This window comes from Candidatus Methylomirabilota bacterium (assembly GCA_036002485.1).
Taxonomy (GTDB): domain Bacteria; phylum Methylomirabilota; class Methylomirabilia; order Rokubacteriales; family CSP1-6; genus AR37.
Genome location: DASYTI010000094.1, coordinates 1 through 15,283, shown reverse-complemented (window position 1 = coordinate 15,283; position 15,283 = coordinate 1). Strand labels below are relative to the sequence as shown.

General features: G+C 68.6%; 16 protein-coding genes. 10 read left to right on the top strand and 6 right to left on the bottom strand.

What is annotated here, in order from left to right; translation table 11 throughout:
* Nucleotides 1–135: 135 nt before the first annotated feature.
* The 6 genes from VGT00_09125 to VGT00_09100 all read right to left on the bottom strand — a co-directional run bounded on the left by VGT00_09125 (nucleotide 136) and on the right by VGT00_09100 (nucleotide 6,976).
* Nucleotides 136–1,596 carry an ammonium transporter gene (locus VGT00_09125; protein ID HEV8531565.1) on the bottom strand — a complete coding sequence of 487 codons (1,461 nt, stop codon included), beginning with the start codon at nucleotides 1,594–1,596 and terminating at the stop codon, nucleotides 136–138.
* Between the two features lie 28 nt (nucleotides 1,597–1,624).
* The gene (locus tag VGT00_09120) at nucleotides 1,625–1,963 is read right to left on the bottom strand and encodes a P-II family nitrogen regulator (GenBank protein HEV8531564.1); all 339 of its coding nucleotides are present in this window, start codon (nucleotides 1,961–1,963) and stop codon (nucleotides 1,625–1,627) included.
* Between the two features lie 189 nt (nucleotides 1,964–2,152).
* Complete coding sequence (locus VGT00_09115; GenBank protein ID HEV8531563.1) at nucleotides 2,153–2,566, bottom strand: response regulator; 414 nt, start codon at nucleotides 2,564–2,566, stop codon at nucleotides 2,153–2,155.
* 149 nt (nucleotides 2,567–2,715) lie between these two features.
* Entirely contained in the window at nucleotides 2,716–4,074 is a 1,359-nt protein-coding gene (locus VGT00_09110; protein ID HEV8531562.1) for a sigma-54 dependent transcriptional regulator, read from the bottom strand.
* Nucleotides 4,071–5,567 carry a response regulator gene (locus VGT00_09105; protein HEV8531561.1) on the bottom strand — a complete coding sequence of 499 codons (1,497 nt, stop codon included), beginning with the start codon at nucleotides 5,565–5,567 and terminating at the stop codon, nucleotides 4,071–4,073. Before VGT00_09105 ends, VGT00_09110 begins: the two co-directional genes overlap by 4 nt.
* Nucleotides 5,564–6,976, bottom strand: a complete 1,413-nt coding sequence (locus VGT00_09100) for a HAMP domain-containing sensor histidine kinase (protein ID HEV8531560.1) — start codon at nucleotides 6,974–6,976, stop codon at nucleotides 5,564–5,566. Before VGT00_09100 ends, VGT00_09105 begins: the two co-directional genes overlap by 4 nt.
* Nucleotides 6,977–7,228: 252 nt before the next feature.
* Here VGT00_09100 and VGT00_09095 point away from each other — a divergent pair, with 252 nt between their 5' ends.
* From VGT00_09095 to npdG, 10 genes are all read left to right on the top strand, one after another.
* Nucleotides 7,229–8,200 (top strand): LLM class F420-dependent oxidoreductase, encoded by a 972-nt coding sequence (locus VGT00_09095; protein HEV8531559.1) that lies wholly within the window; start codon nucleotides 7,229–7,231, stop codon nucleotides 8,198–8,200.
* Nucleotides 8,197–8,631: a TIGR03668 family PPOX class F420-dependent oxidoreductase gene (locus VGT00_09090; GenBank protein ID HEV8531558.1), complete on the top strand. Its 435-nt coding sequence runs from the start codon at nucleotides 8,197–8,199 to the stop codon at nucleotides 8,629–8,631. Before VGT00_09095 ends, VGT00_09090 begins: the two co-directional genes overlap by 4 nt.
* The gene (gene cofG, locus VGT00_09085; protein ID HEV8531557.1) at nucleotides 8,613–9,806 is read left to right on the top strand and encodes a 7,8-didemethyl-8-hydroxy-5-deazariboflavin synthase CofG; all 1,194 of its coding nucleotides are present in this window, start codon (nucleotides 8,613–8,615) and stop codon (nucleotides 9,804–9,806) included. The genes VGT00_09090 and cofG overlap by 19 nt, the downstream gene beginning before the upstream one ends.
* Nucleotides 9,807–9,832: 26 nt before the next feature.
* On the top strand, nucleotides 9,833–11,101 hold the full coding sequence (gene cofH, locus VGT00_09080; protein HEV8531556.1) for a 5-amino-6-(D-ribitylamino)uracil--L-tyrosine 4-hydroxyphenyl transferase CofH: 1,269 nt from the start codon (nucleotides 9,833–9,835) through the stop codon (nucleotides 11,099–11,101).
* Nucleotides 11,102–11,237: 136 nt separating this feature from the next.
* Complete coding sequence (locus VGT00_09075; protein HEV8531555.1) at nucleotides 11,238–11,513, top strand: HU family DNA-binding protein; 276 nt, start codon at nucleotides 11,238–11,240, stop codon at nucleotides 11,511–11,513.
* Nucleotides 11,514–11,526: 13 nt separating this feature from the next.
* Nucleotides 11,527–12,003 (top strand): hypothetical protein, encoded by a 477-nt coding sequence (locus VGT00_09070; protein ID HEV8531554.1) that lies wholly within the window; start codon nucleotides 11,527–11,529, stop codon nucleotides 12,001–12,003.
* Between the two features lie 16 nt (nucleotides 12,004–12,019).
* Complete coding sequence (cofD, locus tag VGT00_09065; protein HEV8531553.1) at nucleotides 12,020–12,946, top strand: 2-phospho-L-lactate transferase; 927 nt, start codon at nucleotides 12,020–12,022, stop codon at nucleotides 12,944–12,946.
* Nucleotides 12,943–13,611: a 2-phospho-L-lactate guanylyltransferase gene (gene cofC, locus VGT00_09060; protein HEV8531552.1), complete on the top strand. Its 669-nt coding sequence runs from the start codon at nucleotides 12,943–12,945 to the stop codon at nucleotides 13,609–13,611. Before cofD ends, cofC begins: the two co-directional genes overlap by 4 nt.
* A 2-nt stretch (nucleotides 13,612–13,613) precedes the next feature.
* Entirely contained in the window at nucleotides 13,614–14,366 is a 753-nt protein-coding gene (cofE, locus tag VGT00_09055; protein ID HEV8531551.1) for a coenzyme F420-0:L-glutamate ligase, read from the top strand.
* Between the two features lie 17 nt (nucleotides 14,367–14,383).
* Nucleotides 14,384–15,037, top strand: a complete 654-nt coding sequence (npdG, locus tag VGT00_09050) for an NADPH-dependent F420 reductase (protein ID HEV8531550.1) — start codon at nucleotides 14,384–14,386, stop codon at nucleotides 15,035–15,037.
* Nucleotides 15,038–15,283 lie beyond the last annotated feature (246 nt).

Genomic DNA, 15,283 nt, shown 5'->3' with positions numbered 1-15,283 from the left:
ACGTCCTTCGGGGTCATGCGCTCTGCCTCCTTTGCCGTGACGTGGGAGCAAAATGCCGGGCCGGCGAAGCGTCGGTGCCCCGCCGGCCCGGATACCCTATGCGGTTGTCTTCAGCCCGTCAAGACCACGACCTTCCTAGTGGGCCGGGCGCTTGGCCTGGGCGGCTCGCACCGCCTCCGAGAACGCGCCGCCGCCCCCGCCGCTCATGCCGTACTCTCCGTAGGTCGAGCCGCCGAGGGCGTAGGCCGTCTCCGAATGTTGCGAGAGGTCGAGACCCGCCATCTCATCCTCCTCGTTGATGCGCAGACCCATGATGGCGTCGAGCACCTTAAGGATGACCGCCGTCATGACGAAGCCCAGGACAATGGTCGCCACCACGGCCACGAGCTGCTTCCACAGCTGTCCGGGGTCGCCATAGAGGAGACCATTGGCCCCGTCGGCGTTGACGGCCTTGGTGGCGAAGATGCCGGTGGCGAGGGCGCCCCAGGTGCCGCCCACGCCGTGCACGCCGACGACGTCGAGCGAGTCGTCATAGCCCAGCTTGGTCTTGAGGTTGCAGGCCGTGTAGCAGACGATGCCCGCGAGGGCGCCGATGACGAGGGCGGCCATGGGCGTCACGAAGCCCGCGGCCGGAGTGACGGCGACGAGCCCCGCCACCGCGCCCGAGGCGGCCCCGAGCACCGTGGGCTTGCCGCGCGAGCTCCACTCCGTGAGCATCCAGCCGAGGGCGGCGGCGGCCGCCGCGGTATTGGTGGTGGTGAACGCGTGCGCGGCCAGGGCGTTGGCCCCCAGCGCGCTCCCCGCATTGAATCCGAACCAGCCGAACCACAGCAGGCTCGCCCCCATCACGGTCAAGGGCAGGTTGTGCGGCGGCATGGGATGCTGGCCAAAACCCCGTCGCTTTCCGATCACGAGCACGGCCGCGAGGGCCGACACCCCTGACGAGATGTGCACGACGGTGCCGCCGGCAAAGTCGAGGGCGCCCAGTCTCTTGAGCCATCCCCCGTCGCCCCATACCCAGTGCGCAAGGGGGTCGTAGACCAGAGTCGCCCACGCGAGGACGAAGACGATGAAGGTCGAGAACTTCTTGCGCTCGGCGAAGGCGCCCGTGATCAGCGCGGGCGTGATCACCGCGAACATCATCTGGAAGAGCATGAAGGCCTGGTGAGGAACAGTGGCCGCGTAGGTCGGGTTGGGCGCGGCGCCGACACCACGGAGGCCCACCCACTCGAGGCCCCCGATGATGCCACCCTTGTCCGGGCCGAAGGCCAGGCTATAGCCCCAGAGCACCCACTGCACCGAGATCAGGGCCAGGATGATGAAGCTGTGCATGAGGGTGCCGAGGGCGTTCTTCTGACGGACCATGCCGCCATAGAAGAGCGCCAGCCCCGGTGCTGTCATCAGCAGCACGAGGGCGGAGGACATCAGCAGCCATGCCGTGTCGCCGCTGTCGATCTTCGGCGCCGGCGCGGGCGCTGCCGCCGGTGCCGCGGCCGCGGGCGGGGTGGCCGGCGCCTGGGCCCAGAGGTCGCCAGCCCCGACCAGCGCCACCGCCGCCATCAGCAGGATTGTCACGGTGAGCGGAAATGCTCTCATTGCACCCTGTCCTCCTTGGTCGACTCGCTCAGAGCGCGCTCTCGTCGCGCTCACCGGTGCGGATCCGGATGGCCGTGTCCACGGGGTGGATGAAGATCTTGCCGTCGCCGATATTTCCCGTCTTGGCCGCGGCGGCCAGGACGCCCGCGACCTTGTCGGTCAGGCTGTCCGGTACCACCACCTCGACCTTGATCTTCGGCAGGAAGTCCACGGTGTACTCACCGCCTCGATACAGCTCGGTGTGGCCCTTCTGGCGACCGAACCCGCGGACCTCCGATACCGTCATGCCGATGACGCCGATGCCGGTGAGCGCCTCCTTGACGTCGTCGAGCTTGAACGGCTTGATGACAGCCTCGATCTTTTTCATGGCTCCTCCCGCGGCGGTCTGGGTTGCACCTGCCATGCCGGGGTGACTGTATTCCATTCAAGCCAGGCAATTCAATGGGTTGTCCGAGGTGGGGAAAGGCGCGAAAAGCAGGCTTCTGCCCAATCGGTGGGCAGAAGGTGAAAAGTGCCTCGGCGCTAGGCAGGAGCCGAGGCGGTGAGTCTTAAGGGATCAGTCGCGCCAGACCGTGGCTTCGACGACGCGCCGAGGCCTGCCGGCGGCCTCGCTGTCGCCATTGCCCTGAGGCAGAGCTGCCTCGAGCGCGCTCCAGATACCCTGCATGTCCGGCGACTTCTGAGCTGGGAAGACCCCCGGGATGGCGGGTGGGCTCTCCATGGTGAAAGTGCCGGAGCAGACGACGACCGGAACCTTGACGCCGCGCCGATCGAGCTGGCGCAGGAATCCGATGCCGTCGAGGTGAGGCATGCGCAGGTCGAGCACGATGACGTCGGGCTTCACGCGGTCCAAGGTCGCCAGGGCATCGAGGCCATCTACGGCTTCAAAGACCTCGAAGTCGCTCTCGAAGCCCATTCGGTACAGGGCTCTCCACGCGGGGTCATCGTCCACCACGAGCATCCTCGCCATCCGGAGCACCTCCTAGGCAAGACGGGTTGCAGGATTCCTGCCGCGGGCGAGCTGACGGGGAAACAGCTATTTGCGGCCGCTGTACCTCATTTCCCCCGTCACGGTCTTGACATCGCCCTGTGACACTGTCCACGCCCAGACGGCCAGCTCTACGTCGTGCGGCGCTGGGGGATGCCGTGGCGACGCATCTTCGAATAGAGGGTCGGCCGCCGGAGGCCGAGGATGACCGCGGCCGCCTGCTTGTTCCAGCCCGTGGTCTCGAGGGCCCGCACGATGGAGGCGCGCTCGATCTCCTCGAGCGAGCCGGCGGGCGGTCCGGCGGAGACGATGGGGGCGCCCGCATTGAGGGCTTCCGGCAGGTCCGTGGCCGTGATCTCTTTCCCGCGCGCCACGAGCACCGCGCGCTCGATGACGTGCTCGAGCTCGCGCACATTGCCCGGCCAGGGGTATGAGAGCAGCCGGCGGAAGGCCTCGGGGTCAATGCCCTCGACCGTCCGGCCGTGCTTGAGCCGGAAGCGCTCGAGGAAGCCCTTGGCCAGGAGCGGGATGTCCTGGGTCTTCTCCCGCAGCGGGGGCAGGGCGACGGTGACCGTATTGATCCGGAAGTAGAGATCCTGGCGCAGGGAGCCGTCCCGCACCGCCGACTCGGGGTCCCGGTTCGTGGAGGAGATGAGCCGGAAGTCCACGGGCACCGCGCGCGTGCCGCCGAGACGGCGCACGCTCCGGTCCTCGAGCACCCGCAAGAGCTTGGCCTGGAGATCGGGGGGCATCTCGCTGATCTCATCGAGGAGGATGGAGCCTTTGTGAGCCTCCTCGAGGAGGCCCGGCTTCTCGGAGGTCGCGCCGGTGAAGGCGCCTTTGACATGCCCGAAGAGCTCGGACTCGATCAGGTCCTTGGGCAGCGCGGCGCAGTTGATCTTGACGAACGGCCCTTCCGCCCGCGGGCTCTTGGCGTGCACGGCGTTCGCGGCGAGCTCCTTGCCCGTGCCGCTCTCGCCCACGATGAAGACGTTGGCGTCGGAGGCGGCCACCGAGTCGAGGAGCTCGAAGACCCGCCGCATGCTCGGGGAGCTGCCGAGCAGCTCGCCATAGCCCAGCTGCTCGGCGAGCTGGCGCTTGAGGTCGGAGGTCTCGGCGAGGAGGAGCCGCCGCTCGAGGGCCTTGCCGAGCAGGGTGAGCATCTCGCCCGAATCGAAGGGCTTGGCCACGAAGTAAAAGGCGCCCTCCTTGGTCGCCTCCACGGCCTTAGAGATGGAGCCATGGCCGGTCATGATGATGACCTCAATGTCCGGATCGCGAGCCCGGAGAAGCTTCAGGAGCCCGATCCCGTCCCCGTCGGGAAGAACCAGATCGACCAGGGCCAGCGCGAAGTCCTGGGCGTCGAGGCAGGCGGCGCCCTCGGCGATGCTGCCCGCGGTGTCCACCGCGTATCCCTCGCGCTCGAGGATGAGGCGGAGTCCGTCGGCAATGCTGGGCTCGTCGTCCACCACGAGGACGGCGGGCTTCACGGCGCCTCCACGGGCAGGAGGACCCGGATCTGGGTACCGCGCGCGAGCTGGCTGCGGACCTCGAGGCGACCGCCGTGCTGCTCCACCACCGATCGCGCGATAGGCATCCCCAGACCGGTGCCCGTCTCCTTCGTCGTGAAAAAGAGATCGAACATGCGCGCACGAGTCTCCTCGGCCATGCCGGTGCCGGTATCCTCGACGCAGACCTCGACCCATCCCGGGTCGGCCAGGCACGAGCGCAGGACGAGCGTGCCGCCTCTCTCGAGGGCCTCGAAGGCGTTGACGAGGAGGTTCAGGAAGACCTTCCGCATCTCGCGGGGGTCGAGCCATACGGGCGGCAGGCCCCCGGCCAGCTCCTGGAGGACACGGATACCCGCGTCCTTGACGCGGGCCTGGGCCAAGGCCAGGCAGGACTCGAGAAGCCCGTTGAGGGTAGTGGGCGTTCGGCGCAGCGCGGCGGGTCTGCCGAACTGGGTGATCTCACGAACGAGCTCAGTCATGTGGTCGATCTCCCGGCTGATCTTGCGCGCCACATCCGCGCCTTCCGCGTCGGCGGCCTTGTCGAGCCTGTGCTCGAGGTACTCGGCGAAGAGCTTGAGCCCGCCGAGGGGATTTCGAAGCTCGTGAGCCACCTGGGCCGCCATTCTGCCCAGGGCGGCCAGGGCTCCGCTTCTCAGCCGCTCGAGCTCACGGGTATTCTTGAGAGCGATGGCCGCCTGAGAGGAGAAGAGGGCGAGGAGCTCCATGTCCTCGGCCGTGGGCTCGACGGGAGTCTCGACCACGAGCGCGCCGGCGGCGCCGCCCCCGTCGAAGAGAGGAGCGCCCATGATCACGCGTCGGCCTTCCCCGGCCATGGTCGCGGGCATCTTCTTGTCGATCACGAGGCGCGCCGCGCGACCGAGCTCGTCGAGGGAACCCGCGCGGGGAACGGCGGCGTCCTCCGCGCCCTCGCCGGCCATCGCCATGGTCACCAGACGCCCGTCCTCCAGCAGGAACACGGCCGCCCGCACCGCTTCCGTGGCTTCCACCGTGGCGTGGGCGACCGTCTCGAAGATGCGGTCCATGGTGCCCGACGATCCGAGCGCCTCCCCCACGGCCCGAAGCAGCGTGCGATCTCGCGCCCAGCGGCGCTCGGAGAGCGCGCGGCCCACTTTTCCGCGAAGCTCCTCCGGCACGAAGGGCTTGGTCAGGTAGTCAAAGGCCCCCTGCCGGACCGCCTCCACGGCATTTTCGATGGTTCCGTGAGCCGTCATGATGAGTACGGGCAGGCGCGGGTACCGGGTGTGCGCGTCTTCCATCAGCTTGAGCCCGTTGACGGGCTCCATGCGCAGGTCGAAGAGGGCGACGTCGAAGCCGTGCTGGTTCAACAGGAGCAGGGCCTCCTGGTGGCTGCGCGCCACCGACACGTCGAGCCCGATGGACTCGAGCCTCATCTCGAGGACGGCCAGGATATCCGGGTCGTCGTCGACCACCAGCGCCCGCGCGGCCTTCACGCCCGAACTCCCACCGCGGCACCCGAGAGGTCGGCGGGCGCCGCTTCCCTGGGCAGACGCACCAGGAACCGGCTGCCCCGGTCGACTTCCGACTCGACAGCGACCGTCCCGCCGTGGGCCTCCACGAGTCCCTTGACGATGGCGAGCCCCAGCCCGGAGCCGCCGCGTCCTCGGTGCGCCTGCTTGTAGGGATCGAAGATGCGCGACAGGTCCGCGGCCGGGATGCCGGCCCCCGTGTCCTCGATCGAGATCTCGAGCCCATCTCCGACGTCGGCCAATCCCACCGTGAGCGAGCCGCCCGGCGGCGTGAACTTGACGGCATTGCCCACGAGGTTGACCAGGACGCGCAGGAGGCGGTCTTCGTCTCCCTGGATGTCGAAGTTCACCCCGCTGGTCGCCCGGCCGATGACCAGACCTCGCTCCTCCGCCTGCGGACGCAGCTCGTCGAGGGCGCGCGCCACCACCTTCTCCATGTCAACCCGTCGCTTCTCCAGCGGCAGCACCCGCGCGCGCAGTCGCGAAAGCTCGAGCACCTGGTTGACCAGCCGGAGCAGCCGATCGGAGCTGGCCCCGATGATCTCGACGAGCCGGGTCTGCTTCGGAGTGAGCTCACCGGGGACGCGCTCCAGGAGAAGATGGGTCGCCTCCTTCACCGAGGTGAGCGGGGTCCGGAGCTCGTGAGAAATGTGGGAGAAGAACTCTTCCTTCAGCTGCTCTACCTCGTGCAGCCGCTCCGCCATTCTGTTGAACGAGCGCGCGAGCTGGCCGATCTCGTCCCGGCTCCTCACGGGCAGGGGCTGCGTGAACGCGCCTTCGGCGAGCTGGGCCGTGGCCACGGAGAGCCCGCGGAGCGCGAGAGTCATGTGCAGGGTCAGGAAGCCCGTGGCGGCCAGGGCCACCGCGACGGCCGCCAGCATCCACCAGTACACCGTGTTCCAGGTACGGCCTTCGAGCTCGCGGGCCTCGAGCTGGGCCTCGTCGAGCGCGGCATAGGTCGCCGCGAGCAAGCGGTCGATACCGCTCGCCGTCAGCGAAGCCGCCCGGCGAACCTCACGGTCGGGCCCACCACTCGTGGCGGCCAGTCGTCGATACGTGGCGAAGGCGACCATGGCCTCGTGGTGGAATGTGCGCTCCTCGTCCGAGCCCAGGAAGGCACGAAGGAGATCGAAGTCCTTGGCCATCCGCGCCGCCCGGTCATTCCAGACCTTCCGGACCTCTTCCCTGCTCGAGGCCGCGTCCTGCTCCACCCGGGTCAGACTTGTCAGTTGCTCGCGGAGCACGGCGCCCATGCGGAGCGCCGGCAAGGCCTGAGTGGCGAGCCCTCGATTCACCTCGACCAGCCGGTTGATGGCCAGGAGGCTCCAGCCCGCCACGCCGAGCAGGGTGACGATGATGAGAGCAGACGTCATGAAGACCTTGTAGGACAAACGCATGGCATCCCCAACCTAGCACAGCATCCGGAAAAGTGTCACCAGGTTGACACCGAGGCTATCGAACACAGACTGACAGCGATACAGGGTTTCGAATTCAACCAGATAGCATCGTGCACCTAAACCAATACTCGATGTGGTATCTGCCATTTCTGGCCGTCAAACGCCGACTGAGCGGAACCGCCCCCTCGCCTTGACAGGTCCCAGACCGGCGCGCAATATGGCTGCGCCATGGACTTCGGCTTCGCCCTTCCAGGCCGCGGACCGCTCGCGACCCCCGATGTGCTGGTCAAGTTGGCGCACAAGGCCGAGGCCCTCCGCTATTCCTCGATCTTCGTGACCGACCATGTGGTGATTCCCATGTCGAACGCCTCGGCCTATCCATATTCGCCAACGGGAAAGTTCGCGACCGAGTGGACGAATGGCTATCTCGAGCCCCTGACCCTGATGAGTTTTCTGGCCGGCGAGACCACCCGGCTCCGCCTGGGCACGAGTGTCCTCGTCATCCCCTACCGCAACCCCGTGGTGACGGCGAAGATGCTGGCCACGCTCGACGTGCTGTCGGCGGGGCGGGTGATCCTGGGGGCGGGTGTGGGCTGGTTCAAGGAGGAGTTCGAGGCGCTTCGCGCCGAGGCCTTCGAGCGGCGTGGTCCCGTGACGGACGAGTACCTCCGGCTCATGCGCGAGTGCTGGAGCCGCGAGCCGGTGAGCTGGCAGGGAAGCTTCTACAAGATGGACGCCGTGAGCGCTCTCCCCAAGCCGCGTCAGCCCGGCGGTATCCCGATCTGGACGGGGGGCCACACCGATGTGGCGCTCCGCCGGGCCGGCGAGCTCTCGGACGGCTGGCACCCTATCGGGCTCAGACCGCCCGCCATGCTCCTGCCCGAGGAATTCAAGGACAAGGTCGCCATCGTGCATGACTGGGCGCGAAAGGCCGGGCGTGACCCCAAGGCGGTCACCCTCAGCTTCCGCTGCCCTCTGGAAGTGCTGTCCCGGCGTGCCAAGCCGGCGGCCGGGGACCGCACCCTTTTCCGCGGAACGGCGGCAGAGGTGATCCGCGACATCACGACCTACGCAGCGCTCGGGGTCACCCACTTCGTCTTCGACCTCGTGGCCCCGGACCTCAAGGGCCAACTCGCCCTGATGGAGCGCTTCGCCGATGAGGTCCGCGGTCGTCTTCCCCGCTCCATCAAGCGGGCATGAGCGGGCTGACATCCGAGGTGAGCGACTTCATCACGCGCGCTCGCGTGGGACGGCTCGCCACCGTGGACGCGTCAGGGCAGCCGCTGGTCCTGCCGATCTGCTATGCCTTCGATGGCCGGGCGGTCTACTCGGCGGTGGACGCCAAGCCCAAGCGCCGGGCCGCCGACGATCTGAAGCGGGTGCGCAATATCAGGGAGAATCCCAAGGTCTCCCTCGTCATCGATGAATACGACGAGGACTGGAGCCGGCTGCGCTGGGTCATCCTGCAAGGGCTGGCCGACGTGGTCACGACGGGCGAGGACTTCGCGGCCGCCGCCGAGCTCCTGCTCTCCAAGTACCCCCAGTACCGCGCCATGGGCCTCTCGCGCGAGCAGGGCACCATGATCCGCATCACGCCGCAGAAGGTGCTCCGATGGCCGTACGCGAGCTAGACGCCCTCGAGCGGGTCCTGGGCGGCAGGACGCCCACGGCCGACGAGGCGGTGGCCCTCCTCGACACGCCGGAGATCCGGCTGCCCGAGCTTCTCGGAGCCGCGGCCGCCCTCAGAGACCGCGGACGCGGGCGGCGTCTCACGTTCTCGGCCAAGGTATTCGTCCCCTTGACCACGCTTTGCCGTGACTATTGCGGCTACTGTACCTTCCGGCGCGATCCGGGGGAGCCGGGCGCCTTCACCATGACGCCCGACCAGGTGCTGGCCCTTGCCCGTGCGGGCGTGCGGCTCGGGGCCAAGGAAGCGCTCTTCTCCCTCGGCGACAGGCCCGAGGCCCTGTTCGCCGAGCATCGCGATTTCCTCCGTCGCCGGGGCCATCGAAGCACCCTCGACTACCTGCGGGAGGTCTGCGGGCTCGTCCTGAAGGAGACCGGGCTCCTGCCGCATGCCAATCCCGGAGTCATGGGAGAGCGCGACCTCGTCGCGCTTCGCGAGGTCAATGTCAGCATGGGGATCATGCTGGAGACCATGTCCGAACGCCTGCTCGGCCCCGGCATGGCCCATGACCGTGCCCCCGACAAGGTGCCCGCGCGGCGACTCCGCACCATCGCGCTGGCGGGCAAGCTGGCCATCCCCTTCACCACAGGCATCCTCATGGGCATCGGGGAAACCCACGCGGAGCGGATCGAGGCCCTCCTGGCCATCCGCGATCTCCACGAGCGCCACGGCCATATCCAGGAGGTCATCGTTCAGAACTTCCGGCGCAAGCCGGGTATCCCGATGCGCGACCATCCCGAGCCTGACATGATCGACCTTCTGCGGACGGCCGCGGTGGCCCGGCTGCTCCTCGGGCCCGAGATGAACATCCAGGTCCCGCCGAATCTGTCGTCGGGTGATTTCGATGCCCTGCCCGCGGCCGGCATCAACGACTGGGGCGGGGTCTCGCCCCTGACGCCCGATCACATCAACCCGGAGAGACCGTGGCCCGGGCTCGGGGCGCTCCGGCGCGCCACCGAGCGGGCCGGCCTCGAGCTGCGCGAACGGCTGGCTCTCTACCCCGAATACGTGACCCGCCCCGAATTCCTCCACGAGTCCCTGCGGCCCCGCGTGGCCGGCCTCGTGGACGAGCGGGGTCTCGTGAGATCCGATCTGGAAAGGTGGCGAACGTGGAACTGAACGACCGCGCCTCGACCCAATCCCCCATGGCCATCAACCTCGACTGGATCGACCGCGATGTGCGCCGCATGCTCGGCCGCGCCCTGGAGGGCGAAGAGCTCACCGTGGACGAGGGCATCCGGCTCACCGGGGTGGCCGGACGCGAGCTGCACGCCCTCACCCTCGTGGCGGACGAGATGCGCCGCCGTCAGGCCGGAGACATCGTCACCTACGTCGTCAACCGCAACATCAACTTCACCAATGTCTGCATCAAGCACTGCACCTTCTGCGCCTTCAGCCGCGACCACCGCGAGGAGGAAGGATACTTCCTGCCCCTCGAGGAGGTCGTTCGCCGCGCCGTCGAGGCCTGGGACATGGGGGCCACCGAGGTATGCATCCAGGCGGGGCTGCCCCCCAAGCTCGACGGCTCCTACTACGTCGACCTCTGTCGGGCCATCAAGGCCGCCGTGCCCGAGATGCATCTTCACGCCTTCTCCCCCGAGGAAGTGCTGTACGGGAGCCTCCGTTCCGGACTGCCCATCCCCGACTACCTCAAGACCCTGCGGGCGGCGGGGCTCGGCACGCTGCCGGGAACGTCCGCCGAGATCCTGGATCAAGACATTCGCGACCGGATCGCGCGGGGCCGCATCACGGTAGACCAGTGGATCGAGGTCATCACCTCCGCCCATGCCCTCGGCATCCGCACCACCTCCACCATCATGTACGGACACGTCGAGACGCCGGCTCACTGGATCCACCACATGGCACTCCTGCGGGACATCCAGCGTCAGACGGGCGGCTTCACGGAGTTCGTGCCGCTCTCCCTCATCCACCAGGAGGCGCCCATGTACCGCCGCGGCCTCGTGCCCGACGTGCGTCAGGGCGCCACGGGTATCGAGGTCGTGAAGATGCACGCCCTCGCGCGGCTCATGCTCGGGCCCTCCTTCAGAAATATCCAGGCTTCATGGGTCAAGGAAGGCCCGAAGATGGCGCAATATCTCCTGGCCGCGGGCGCCAACGATCTCGGGGGCACTTTGATCAACGAGTCGATCTCGACGTCCGCGGGGGCGGGGTTTGGCCAGCTCGTCCCGCCCGCCGAACTGCGTCGCCTCGTGCGCGAAGCGGGGCGGGTGCCCGCGCGCCGCACCACGCTCTATGAGCTCGTCAAGGTCTACACGAGCGCAGCCGATGAGGACGACTCGCCCCTCGACCACGTCGCCGATGCCGAGGCGCGGTTCGGCTCGTATCGCCGCCTCGCTTCCTCGGGAGAATTTCGCTTCCTGCATCCGGAGCGCTCGGAGACGCCACCGCGCTGAGCCGTTTGCAATGTCGGTGTTTACCAGCCGGCCGCGCTCGGGTACAATCCGGCCTTGGCTTTCCGCACCGGTCGCCAGCAACGGCCGATTCGACCCCCTCAACCCCGAGACGGAGGAATGCCGGATGGCAAAATCCATGACGAAGTCCGCGATCATCGCCCATATGTCACAGAAAAGCGGCCTCGCCAAGAAGCAGGTCGTGGAGTTCTTCGACCATCTGGAAGCGCTCGCCGTCAAGGAGGCCAAGAACGTTTTCGTGCTGCCCCAGTTCGGGCGGCTCGTCCTGGCCAACCGCAAGGCGCGCATGGGCCGGAACCCGCAGACGGGCGAGCCGCTCAAGATCCCCGCCAAGCGCGTGGTCAAGTTCCGGCTCGCCAAGAGCCTCAAGGACTCGGTGCTTGGCAAGAAGTAGCGCCTGGGAACGTTTGACCGTCCGGCCGCTCGAGGCCACGGGAGCGGCCGCGGCCCGCGAGCTCTTCGCTTTCGTGGGCGCGGGGGAGCCCCCCGCGGGAGCGCAGGAAGGCTGGGGCGCCTGGGACGGCGAGCGGATGGTGGGCGCGCTCTTCATGGAGCGGGCAGGCGGCTCGGCCATGCTCGATGGGCCGGCGGTGGCCGCTCCGGCGGGAGCCGATACGGAGTCCGCGCTCGAGGCTGCCGCGCAGCTGGTCGAGCAGGCGCTGGCGCACGCGGGGGCCGCCGAGATCGACACGGTCTTCGTCAGGCCCCAAGGACTCGATCGGGTCTGGGTGCGCCTGGGTTTCATCCCCGTACCCGAAGCCGAGCTTGCGGAATCCTTTCGGGGCCGACCGGGCATAGGACTATTCGGCTGGCGCGGGGGCAGTGCTCTCTGGAGCGCCGCCGCCCGCGGCCGGGACCGGCGCACCTCTCCCGCCTTCCGCTGAGCGGAGCGACTCGCCCATGCGCCTCGTGGCCTTAGCCGGTGGCACCGGTGCCGCCAAGCTCCTTCGGGGCCTCGACGCGCTCTTGCCGCCGGGAGCGCTGACCGTCGTCGGCAACACTGGCGATGACGCCGCGATCTGGGGCCTCCACGTCTCGCCGGACCTCGACACCATCTGCTATACCCTCGCCGGTCTCATCGACGAAGACCGGGGCTGGGGCCTGCGCGACGAGAGCTTCCGGACGCTCGGCGAGATGGTGCGCTTCGGGGAGCCGACCTGGTTCAATCTGGGCGATCGAGATCTGGCCACTCACCTGCACCGCTCCCGGCTCCTCGCGGAGGGACGAACGCTCTCGGAAGTGATGGCGAAGCTGGCCGCGGATCTCCGGGTACGGCACGCGGTGCTGCCCATGTCGGACCAGCCGGTGCGCACGCGCGTTCTCGGACCGGACGGCTGGCTCGGCTTCCAGGAATACTTCGTCCGGGAGAAAACCCAGGTGGAGGTGCGTGCCGTCGAGTATGCGGGGGCGGCGGAGGCCCGGCCTGCCCCCGGAGTCATCGAGGCCATCGGCGGGGCGGATGCCGTGCTCGTCTGCCCCTCGAACCCCATCACCTCCATCGGTCCCATCCTGGCCGTCCCCGGCATCGTCGCGGCCCTCGAGAGCACGGGCGCGCCGGTGGTAGCCGTGAGTCCCATCGTGGGCGGTCGCCCCGTGTCCGGCCCGGCCGGGCGCCTCATGGCGGCGCGCGGCCTCCCCGTGTCCGCCGTGGGCATCGCGCAGGCCTATGCCCCGTGGCTCGATCTCCTCATCATGGACGACGAGGATGCAGCGCTCGGCCCCTCCGTCGAGGCAACCGGCGCGCGTCCGGTCGTCGCCCGCACGCTCATGACCGGTCGCATCGAGGAGATGCGGCTGGCCCGCCGGATCCTGGAGGCGCTCGGATGAGCACCCTCGTCGCCGTGCCCGTCAAGGACCTGGCCAATGCCAAGCAGCGCCTCATCCCGCTGCTCTCAGCATCAGAGCGCCACGACCTCGCCAGCGCCATGCTCGAGGACGTCCTCGAAAACTTGGCGCGGGCTCGCCTCGGCCCCGTCCTGGTGATCACGCGGGATCGCGAGGTGGAATCCCTGGCCCTCAAGCACGGAGCCGAGCTCTTGCGCGAGGAGATGAACCGCGGGCACACCGAGGCGGTAGCCCACGCGCAGCGCGAGGCCGCCTCGCGAGGCGCGAAGCGCTTTCTCACGATTCCCGGAGATGTGCCCTGTGCCACACCAGACGAGCTGCTCGTCGTGGACACCTCATTGTCCGAAGGCCCCGCCGTGGCCTTCGTGCCCTCGCTCTCGGGCTACGGCACCAATGCCGCTCTCCTGACCCCGCCCGATTCCATGTCGCTCAAGTTCGGCGAGCCCTCGTTCCAGAACCACGTGGCCGCCGCCCGAGCCGCCGGGCTCAAGCCCGTGGTGCTCCGCTTGCCCGGCCTAGGTCTCGACATCGACGAGCCCGAGGACCTGACCCTGCTCATCCAGCGTGGCCCGTCCACTCGAAGCGCGACCCTGCTCAGGCGACTGGCCGTGCCGATCCGCCTGGCCTCGCGCTTCGAGACGCCCTGATCGTGCCGCGGCGCTACGAGGTCGTCGGGATCGAGGGGCTGCCCGAGATACATCGAGGCGATGACCTCGCCGGACTCGTCGCACAGGCCGCCCGCGCCCAGGAGACGCCGCTCGAGGCAGGGGATCTTCTCGTGGTCAGCCAGAAGATCGTTTCCAAGACCGAGGGACGGATCGTGAGTCTGGGCAGCGTGGTGCCTTCGCGCGAGGCGGCCGAGATCGCCGAGGAGATCGGGCGCGAGCCGCGCCTGGTCGAGGTCATCCTTCGCGAGAGCCGCCGCGTGGTCCGGAAGGCCCCGGGCGTCTTGATCGTCGAGACCCACCATGGCTGGATCTGCGCCAATGCCGGCGTCGACCAGTCCAACGTCGATGCGGAGACGGCGTGTCTCTTGCCCGAAGACTCCGACCGCTCGGCCCGGCAGCTGCGGGAGGGACTCCGCGGGCTCACCGGGCACGATCTCGGCATCATCATCGCCGACACCTTCGGGCGGCCCTGGCGAGAGGGGCTGACCAATGTCGCCATCGGCGTGGCGGGGCTCGAGCCCATCAAGAGCTATCTCGGCGAGAAGGATCCGGCCGGCTATGTGCTGCAGGCGACCATCCTGGCCGTGGCCGACGAGCTGGCCTCCGCCGCGGAGCCCGTCATGGGCAAGCTCGACCGCATCCCCGTCGTCATCATCCGCGGCCTCGACTGGCCGCGCGGCGAAAGCGGGAGCCGCGCGCTCATTCGCGATCCGGCCCGCGACCTCTTCCGCTAGGCGACCAGGCGAACGCCGTGCGCATAGGCATCCTCGGCGGCACCGGCAAGGAAGGCGCGGGGCTTGCCCTCCGCTGGGCGGAAGCCGGCCACGAGATCATCATCGGATCGCGCGACGCCGAGCGCGCGCGGGCCAAGGCCGAGGAGCTCGGCGCCCAGGTCAAGGTCAAGCTGAGCGGGGCGTCGAATCGCGATGCGGCGGCCCGGGCGGAGGTCGTCGTGCTCACGCTGCCCGCCCATGGGCTCGCGGCCACCCTCGGCGATCTCAAGGACGCCTGCCGAGGCAAGGTGGTGATCAGCACGGTGGTGCCGCTGACCTTCGGGGGCGGACGTCTCTTCACGCCACCGCCCCAGGGCTCTTCGGCCGAGGAAGTCCAGGAGCTGCTGGGGGCGGAGGCCCGGGTGGTGGCGGCCTTCCACCACATCGCGGCCCACGAGCTCGCCTCGGCGGACCACCCCATCGACTGCGATCTCCTGCACTGCGGCGGCGACGCCGATGCCAAGAAGCTCGTGGTCGAGCTGGGACGGGCCATGGGACTGCGCGCCGTGGACACGGGCGCCCTGACCAATGCGGGTCCCCTCGAGGGCATCACCGCGGTGCTCGCCACCATCAATCGCCGCTACAAGCTCAAAGGCAGCGGCATCAAGATCACCGGCCTGCCAGGCGGCTGAAAGAGGCCCATCTGCTTCGTTGGCGCCCTCGGTCGTGCGCTCAACGTACGTGGCCGTTCGAGCTGAGGGGCGCAGCCACGAGGCGAGGGCTGAGTGAGACCTACGGGCCAAGTGTCACTACCTCCCGGTCAGCCACGTGTCACGACCTCCCGGTCGGTATGATCGCGAGAAGGTCAGGCGAAAGGGAGGGACCATGGCGAAAAAAACACCGGACACTGGCGCCGAGACATGGTGGCCGCCGTCCGA